The 2,099-nt window shown below is 78.4% G+C and carries 2 protein-coding genes; both read left to right on the top strand.

Features of this window, described 5'->3' with window-relative positions:
• Positions 1-205: 205 nt before the first annotated feature.
• Complete coding sequence (locus GTR00_RS19670) at positions 206-1,465, top strand: glycoside hydrolase family 15 protein (RefSeq protein WP_166613240.1); 1,260 nt, start codon at positions 206-208, stop codon at positions 1,463-1,465.
• A gap of 237 nt (positions 1,466-1,702) precedes the next feature.
• Positions 1,703-1,906, top strand: coding sequence for a cold-shock protein (locus GTR00_RS19665; protein WP_166613239.1), 204 nt, complete (start codon positions 1,703-1,705; stop codon positions 1,904-1,906).
• Positions 1,907-2,099 lie beyond the last annotated feature (193 nt).

The following is a 2,099-nucleotide window of genomic DNA, read 5'->3' as shown; positions in this document are numbered from 1 at the left end:
GGTGGGCCCGCAGCCGCGGGCCCACCCGCGCCAGGGCGGCGGGCACGTCCGGCGCGGCGCTCACGGCCCCATCGAACACGACCCGACCGCCGGGCCGCCCACCCCTCCCCCCGGCGCCCACGGGTCCCGGCGAACCGGTGCCCGCTCAGGTGCGCGCCCGCTACGGTCGACGGACACCCTGGACGGGGGCGAGAGGGGTGGGCGGGTGGCACGGCGTGCGACGACGGCGCTGGCGGTGGCGCTCGCCCTGGCGGCCGGCCTCACCCTGACCGCGCTGCCCGAGCGCTCCGAGGCCGTGCCGGCCCCCGCGCTGCTGAGCACCGCGTCCTGGCGCGAGCAGCTCGGCGCACCGGCCGGCACCCCCGAGCAGGACGCCGCCTGGCTGGCCGCCGGCACCGTGCCCGGCGCCGGCGGCCCCTGGGAGGACGTGGTGCGCCGCTCGCTGCTGGACCTGCGCTCGCTGACCGCCGCCAACGGCGCCGTCGCCGCCGGGCCCGCCGCGAAGTGGCGCTACGCGTGGCCGCGCGACTCCGCCTTCGCCGCGGTGGCGCTGTCCGCCACCGGCCACCGCGCCGAGGCGCTGCGCGTGCTGGGCTTCCTCGCCGGCGTCCAGCACGACGACGGCGGCTTCGAGGCGCGCTACCTGCTCGACGGCAGCGGCACCCCCGACGGCCGCGGCCGGCAGGCCGACGGCGCCGGCTGGGCGCTGTGGGCGCTGGAGCGCGTGGTCGCCGACGCCCCCACCCGCGCGCAGGCGCGCGCCGAGCTGCGCCCCCTGCGGGGGCTGCTGGAGGGCGCCACCCGCTACGCCCTGGCCGCCACCGACGGCGGCACCGCGCTGCCGGAGCCGTCCTCGGACTACTGGGAGCGGCGCGAGGCCGAGCTCACCCTGGGCACGGTCGCGCCCCTGCTGGCGGGCCTGCGCGCGAGCGCCGCGCTGCACCCCCTGCTCGGGCAGCGCTCCGCCGCCCGGCGCCTGGGGGCGGCCGCGGACACCGTGGAGGAGCTGCTGCACGAGCGGTTCGCCCCCACCGGCTACCTGCGCTACGCCGACCCGGGCGTGCAGACCGGCGGCGTGGACGCGGCCGTGGCCTTCCTGCTGCCGCCCTTCGCCCGCGAGGTGCCCGCCGCGCCCGTCCTGGCCGCCTTCGACGCCTACCAGGTGCGGGCGCTGCGCCCCGCCGGCGGCCTGGCGCCCGGGGCGGGCTGGAAGCGCGACGGGATCTCCTGGACGCCGGAGGTGGCGCTGGTGGCGCTGGCCGCGGCGGCCTCCGGGCGCCAGGCGCAGGCGGCGCGCTGGCTGGACTGGCTGGCCGCGCACCGCACGGGCTGGGGCAGCCTGCCGGAGAAGGTGCTGGCCGACGGCGCCCCGGCGGGCCCGGCGCCGCTGGGCTGGACGGCCGCGAGCGTCGTCCTGGCGGTGGCGGCGCTCGACGCGCCGGGCACCGCCGGCGACGCCCCGTGACGGGACCGTGATCGCCGGGGCGGCCACCGATCGACGTGGAGGTCTTGCGCACGGTCGCGGGTGTCGTGTTAGCTTCCGATCGGCTGCAGCTAGCGCAGCTCCTCGATCGTTCTGAACGCCCGCGGAGTGTGTTGCGGGCGTCGCCCGGGTCCTTCGGGACCCGGTGTGGCGTTCCCACTCAGCCCGGGACCCGCAGAAGCGCGGGTCTCGCACCGACTGGAACGTGTTGGAGTAGGAATGGCCCAGGGCACCGTCAAGTGGTTCAACGCTGAGAAGGGTTACGGCTTCATCGAGCAGGACGGCGGCGGTCCCGACGTCTTCGTCCACTACTCGGCGATCACCGGCAACGGCTACCGCTCGCTGGAGGAGAACCAGCGCGTGGAGTTCGAGGTGACCCAGGGCCAGAAGGGCCCGCAGGCCGACCAGGTCCGCGCTCTCTGAGCCGGCACCTCACCTGAACACCCGGAGGGCCCCGTCCACGATGGACGGGGCCCTCCGTCGTGCCCGGGGGTCTCCGCCCGGGCCTGAGCCCGGCAGCGGCCGGGTGCGCACGCGCGCCCCGAGGAGCCGCGTGGTGGTGACCACCGCGATCGTCTCCGCCCCACGAGCCCGACGTCGCGGGTCTGGTCCAGGG

Source organism: Kineococcus indalonis (assembly GCF_009906395.1).
Lineage (GTDB): Bacteria > Actinomycetota > Actinomycetes > Actinomycetales > Kineococcaceae > Kineococcus > Kineococcus indalonis.
Note: the sequence above shows the minus strand (reverse complement) of the source record. Positions and strands in the feature narration are given on the sequence as shown.